This is a genomic window from Streptomyces sp. KR55, assembly GCF_052245645.1.
Taxonomy (GTDB): domain Bacteria; phylum Actinomycetota; class Actinomycetes; order Streptomycetales; family Streptomycetaceae; genus Streptomyces; species Streptomyces flavusporus.
Window position 1 is genome coordinate 1 of sequence record NZ_JBQQCE010000583.1, and the last position, 5312, is coordinate 5312.

Consider the following 5312-nt stretch of genomic DNA (forward strand, 5'->3'; position numbering starts at 1 on the left):
GAGCGCGGGCGTGCTGATGGTGCTCGTCTTCGGTGTCGGCACCGACTACGCGCTGCTGCTCATCGCCCGCTACCGCGAGGAGCTGCACCGCCACGCCGACCGGCACGAGGCGATGCGCATCGCGCTCGGCCGCTCCGGCCCGGCGATCCTCGCCTCGGCCGGCACCATCGCGGTCGGACTGGCCTGCCTCGCCTTCGCCGACATCAACTCCTCGCGCTCGCTGGGACTGGTCGGCGCGATCGGCGTCGTCTGCGGCTTCCTGGCGATGGTCACGGTGCTTCCGTCGCTGCTCGTCATCACGGGCCGCTGGGTGTTCTGGCCGTTCGTACCGCGCCACGGCACGCCCGCCCGCAAGGAGCGCACCGTCTGGTCCCGCATCGGCACGGCCGTCGCCCGGCGCCCCCGCTGGTCGTGGATGATGTCCGTCGCCGCCACCGGCGTCCTCGCTCTCAGCGCGGCCGGCATCGGCATGGGGCTCACGCAGGCCGAGATGTTCCAGGACAAGCCCGATTCGGTCGTCGCCCAGGAGAGGATCTCGGCACACTATCCGTCGGGCGCCTCGGACCCCGCGAAGATCGTCGTCGGCACCAGCCAGGCAGCCGAGGTCCGGGCCGCCGCAGCCACGGTCGACGGCGTCGCCCGCGTCGAGGAGGCCGCCGACCGCACCCCGGACGGCGAACTCACCACACTCTCCGTGGTGTTGGAGGACGCTCCGGACAGTCAGGCCGCCAAGGCCACGATCGACGACCTCCGCGACGCCGTGCACCAGATCGAGGGCGCGGACGCCCTGGTCGGCGGCACCACCGCCCAGGCCCTCGACACCCAGCGGGCCGCCGACCGTGACCTGACCACGGTCATCCCGATCGTGCTCCTGGTCGTCCTGGGTGTCCTGATCTGGCTGCTGCGGGCCCTCGTCGCGCCGCTGCTGCTCTTGGCCACCGTGGTGTTGTCGTACTTCGCCGCCCTCGGTGCCTCGAACCTGCTCTTCGAGCACGTCCTGGGCTTCGCCGGCGTCGACTGGTCGATCCCGCTCATGGGCTTCGTGTTCCTGGTCGCCCTCGGCATCGACTACAACATCTTCCTCATGCACCGCGTGAAGGAGGAGGCCGCCCGCCTCGGCCACTCCCGCGGCGTCCTGGAGGGCCTGACCAGCACCGGCGGCGTCATCACCTCCGCCGGCATCGTCCTCGCCGCCACCTTCGCGGTCTTCGCCGGCCTGCCGCTCGTGACCATGGCCCAGATGGGCGTGCTCGTCGGCATCGGCGTCCTGCTGGACACCTTCCTCGTCCGTACGGTCCTGGTGCCCGCCCTCGCCCTGGACCTGGGCCGCTGGTTCTGGTGGCCGGGCGGCCTCTTCCACCGCGTGGCCGACCGCAGTCGAGATGCTGCGGACAGCCCCACCTCACCCTCCGCACCGGAGCCTGCGCACGAGCCGGCCTGACGCGAGACGGACAAACAGGGCCGCATGGCAATCTGAGCGGCACCTGTGCTCCGCCAAGGGGGCGGGACGCGAGGGACCCGTGATGCAATGGGCCACCACAGAGCAGATCACGGGGTGGAGTGCGGCGTGTTGAGCAACGGTGGGCCCGATACGGGAAGTTACCAACCGCTGGAGGAGGGGGATCCGCGGGTCATCGGTGGCTATCGGCTGGTGGCACGGCTCGGGGCCGGCGGTATGGGACGGGTCTACCTCTCGCACACGCCGGGCGGGCGGGCCGTCGCGGTCAAGGTGATCCGGCCGGAGCTGGCCGAGAACGCCGAGTTCCGCAAGCGGTTCCGGGCCGAGGTGGCCGCCGCGAGCCGGGTGCACGGGCTGTACACGGCTCCGGTCGTGGACAGCGACACCGAGGGGACCACGCCGTGGTGTGCGACCGCGTATGTGCCGGGGCCGTCCCTCGCGGATGCCGTACGCGACCACGGGCCGCTGCCCGTCGACACGGTGCTGCGGCTGATCGCCGGTGTCGCCGAGGCCCTGCAAGCGGTGCACCGCGAGGGCATCGTGCACCGGGACCTCAAGCCGTCGAACGTGCTGCTCGCCGCCGACGGCCCGCGGGTCATCGACTTCGGGGTCGCGCGCGCCGCGGATGCCACGTCGGTGACACAGAGCGGCATGGCGCTGGGCACGGTCGCCTATATGGCGCCGGAGCAGGCGCTCGGCGGGGAGGTCACCTCCTCGGCCGACGTGTTCGCGCTGGGGCAGACCGCCGTGTTCGCGGCGACGGGCGGCGCCGCCTTCGGCGAGGGGGACGCGCACGCCGTGCTCTATCGGGTGGTGCACGAGGAGCCCGACCTCGGCCGCGTGCCGGTGGAGATACGGGAGCTGGTGAAGCGGTGTCTGCGCAAGCCCCCCGCCGAACGGCCTTCCGTCGAGGAGGTCATACGCTCCGTTCAGACGATCCAGGCGCATCGCGGTGACGAAGCGGCGTTCACGTCGGGGGCGTGGCTGCCGGGCGAGTTGGCGGCGGGTATCGCGGCGCGGGCCGAAGCCGCCGATCCGGCCCGGGCGGCGGCTCCGGGCGCTCACCCTTCCGGCGGTTTCGGGTCCGCTGGTTCCGGCGCTTTCGGGTCCCCGACGGCCTACTCCCCCACCTCACCGTCCCATGCCGCACTGCCCGGGCCCTTCGTGATGGGTCCCGGCGCCGCGCCGGGGCCGTACGCTTCGACTCCCTGGCCGCAGCCGCAGGAGCCGGCCGCCACACAGACCTCCTCGGTTGCCTCGGGCGGAAACGGCCGTAGGACCCGGGGCTGGGTGTTGTCGGCAGCCGCCGTCGTACTCGTCGTCTGTGGAGCGGCCGCCGCGCTGCTGCTCGTTCCGAGGGACGGCGACAAGAGTGACGGCCGGGCGCAGGAGGTCGCCGCGTCCCGCTCCGCCACGGCCTCGAAGGCGTCGCCGTCGACGTCCGGCTCCCCGTCCGCCCAGACCTCGAAGAAGCCCGAGCCCGCCAAGTCCGCTCTGCCGCCCAGCCCTTCGGGGCCCCCGACGCCCACGCCGACCCCGACCTCGGCCCCCCCGACCGCCACGGCCGACAAGCCCGCGGCCCCGACAGCCCCTGTCCCGGTGACGTACCCCGGGCTCCGGATGGCCAAGAGCCACGACCTGTATCTGGCGGACACCCCGGTGCGGGCCAAGGCGGACACCGGGACCTCCGACGAGGATCTGACCTACGCCGTCTACTCCTCGGGCGCGGTCCTTGCCCCCGGCACCGACTCCGGCAGCTCCCTTGCCCTGCTGCCGGCGGGTCGGCAGGGCAGCCTGGACGTGTGCAAGTCGGCGACCGGCTACAAGAGCTACATCTGGGGCGAGGACCTCACCGTCGGCCAGCAGATGTGCGTCATCAGCGGGACGGGACACGTGGGACTCGTGACATACCGGGGCTCGTCCGGGACGACGTACGCCACCTTGGATGTGAAGGTGTGGCGCAACGCGGCCTAAGCGCTCCGCTGGAAGTGCGGTGATGAAGCTGCGGGCCGGTAGGGGCTGGTCGCGCCCACGGTGGGGTCCCCTCCCCGCTCATGGGGGTCCCCCGCGCGAGCGAAGCCGAGCGTGGGGGAGAAGCCGAGAGTGGGAGAGGAGCCGCATACCGATACAGCCCCGCCTCCCTCACGGCGCGCGGTAACGCACCGGACTTCGCCAAGGCCGCTCAGGAGCACCGCGCGTTCCACCCGGGCGGACGGTGCGGCGGACCTGCGCCCGCGGCCACCCGCCAGATGGCGGACACCTTCCGCCGTACGGCGGCGTCGCAGGCTCGCCCGGCGCGTCGATCATGGTCGTAAGAACTGCCGCTCCCCGGCTCGAGGAGACAGACATGACCCTGGTCCCGCCCCCGTTCGACCCTGAGCTGGCCGCAGCCCTGGAGTTGGTCAAGGAGATGATGCCGACCCAGTTCACCCTGGACACCATCCAGGCACAGCGGGAGGTGGCGGCCATGCAGATGCTGGCCGGGGTGGACCTGACGTCGGGCGGGGCGTTCGAGGCGGAGGACCGGCTGGTGCCCGGGCCCGAGGGCGCGCCCGAGGTGTCCCTGCTGATATGCCGCCCGGTCACCCCCGCCACGTCCGGTCCGCTGCCCGTGATCTACCACATTCACGGTGGCGGCATGGTGCTGGGCGACAACCGGACGGGCGTCGACGTGCCGCTGGCCTGGGCCAAGGATCTGGACGCGGTCATGGTGTCCGTCGAGTACCGGCTGGCACCGGAGCACCCGTACCCGGCCGCGGTGGACGATGTGCTGGCCGGTCTGCTGTGGACCACGGAGCACGCCGAGGAGATCGGCGGCGACCCGGAGCAGATCGTCATCGCGGGCGCCAGCGCGGGCGGCGGCCTGACCGCTGCGCTCGCCCTGTTGCTCCGGGACCGCAAGGGCCCGCAGCCGATCGCCCAGGTCCTGATGTGCCCGATGCTCGACGACCGCAACGACACCCCGTCCGCCCACCAGATGGAGGGCCTCGGCGTGTGGGACCGCACCGCCAACGAGACCGGCTGGACGGCTCTGCTGGGCGACCGCCGCGGCGGCCCCGACGTGCCCCCGTACGCCGCGCCCGCCCGGACCGAGGACCTCTCCGGGCTTCCCCCGGCCTTCCTCGATGTCGGCTCCGCGGAGACCTTCCGCGACGAGGTCGTCACCTACGCATCCCGTATCTGGCAGGCCGGCGGGGCCGCCGAACTCCACGTCTGGCCCGGCGGCTTCCACGGCTTCGACGGCTTCGCGCCCCAGGCAGCAATCTCCCAGGCGGCCCGGGCGGCACATCTTCAGTGGCTGCGCAGGATTCTCGGCCGGTGAGGGAAGGGCACGCGGGCCGCTCGCTCCGGTGGATGGGCGACAACGCCCCGCAGGGTCCTTCACCGCCCGCCGCATGGCGCACCATGAGCGTGTGAAAGAGCTGGCCGGGCGCCTGACCGCGCTGGACCCGGATGCCGGGGCCGCCGTACAGGTCATCGCCTATTTCGACCGACTGGCCGAGTCACGTGCCGGCCTGGAAGCGCTGGTGCGCGGGGCCGCCGTACTGGCCGGGGTGCCCGCACGGCTCGTCGAAACCGGGACGCGGGTACACGTCCGCGTCGAGGCCGACGGGACGCGCCGGGACACGGATCTCCCGCCGGATCCCGGCTGGCCGTCGACGGCCCTGACGCCGGGCGGCGCTCCCGCGCTGTGGCTGGAGCGGCCCGAGGCGGCACCCAGCGTGGTCGACGCGGTGATCCTGGAGCGGGCTGCAGGGGCCCTGCGACAGGTCCTCGACCGCACGCGGGGCCGGGCTCCGCTCGACGATCCCGCCCTCTTGGAGACCGTCGTCGACGCCACCGCACCGGAGGC

General features: G+C 72.9%; 3 protein-coding genes and 1 pseudogene. All 4 read left to right on the forward strand.

What is annotated here, in order from left to right; genetic code table 11:
- A partial coding sequence (locus ACTWQJ_RS45855; protein ID WP_443312317.1) for an MMPL family transporter occupies window positions 1–1441 on the forward strand: 1441 nt, incomplete at its 5' end.
- A 126-nt stretch (window positions 1442–1567) separates the two neighbouring features.
- A complete protein-coding gene (locus ACTWQJ_RS45860) occupies window positions 1568–3433 on the forward strand; it encodes a serine/threonine-protein kinase (protein WP_443312318.1) in 1866 nt (621 codons plus the stop codon).
- Window positions 3434–3806: 373 nt separating this feature from the next.
- Window positions 3807–4781, forward strand: a complete 975-nt coding sequence (locus tag ACTWQJ_RS45865; protein WP_443312319.1) for an alpha/beta hydrolase — start codon at window positions 3807–3809, stop codon at window positions 4779–4781.
- A 91-nt stretch (window positions 4782–4872) separates the two neighbouring features.
- Window positions 4873–5312: pseudogene (locus ACTWQJ_RS45870) on the forward strand (PucR family transcriptional regulator); the annotation flags it as partial.